Below are 549 nucleotides of genomic sequence, written 5' to 3'. Positions count from 1 at the left end.
CACCTTCGCAGCCCGTTCGGACGCGCGCCGCTGTCGCTGGCCCGCGAGGCCATCGGCACGGCCATCGCCCTCGACCTGCACGCGGCCAAGCTGTTCGGGCGCGGGGCCCGGCCCTCTGGCGCGCTGAAGTTTCCGAAGGGCATGCCCGAGGAGTCGGTGAAAAAGGCGCGCGCGGCATGGCGGACCACGCACGAAGGCACCGATACGCAGGGGCAGACCGCGATCCTTTACGATGGCACCGAGTTCGAGCCATTCACCTTCAGCTCGACCGACGCCCAGTTTCTTGAAAACCGCAAGTTCCAGATCCTCGAAATCGCCCGGTGTTTCCGCGTGCCGCCGCCCATGCTGTTCGACCTGGAACGTGCCACGTGGAGCAACGGGGAACAGCAGGGCCGGGAGTTCCTGAGTTACACGCTTGAACCGTGGCTGAGGGCCACTGAGGGCGCCCTGCGCCGGGCGCTCTTCACCGATGAGGAGCGCGGCCAGTACGTCATCCGGTTCGATCGCGATGACCTCACCCGCGCCGATCTCGACACCCGCTCGACGGTG

At 67.2% G+C, this 549-nt stretch carries 1 protein-coding gene; it reads left to right on the top strand.

The annotated features are described in order from the left end of the window. On the top strand, positions 1-549 hold a 549-nt coding region (locus RIE32_11440; protein MEQ9096864.1), incomplete at both ends, for a phage portal protein.

The organism is Phycisphaerales bacterium (genome assembly GCA_040221175.1).
GTDB lineage: Bacteria > Planctomycetota > Phycisphaerae > Phycisphaerales > UBA1924 > JAHCJI01.
The sequence above is the reverse complement of the archived record's forward strand: the minus strand, read 5'-3'. Positions and strand labels throughout refer to the sequence as shown.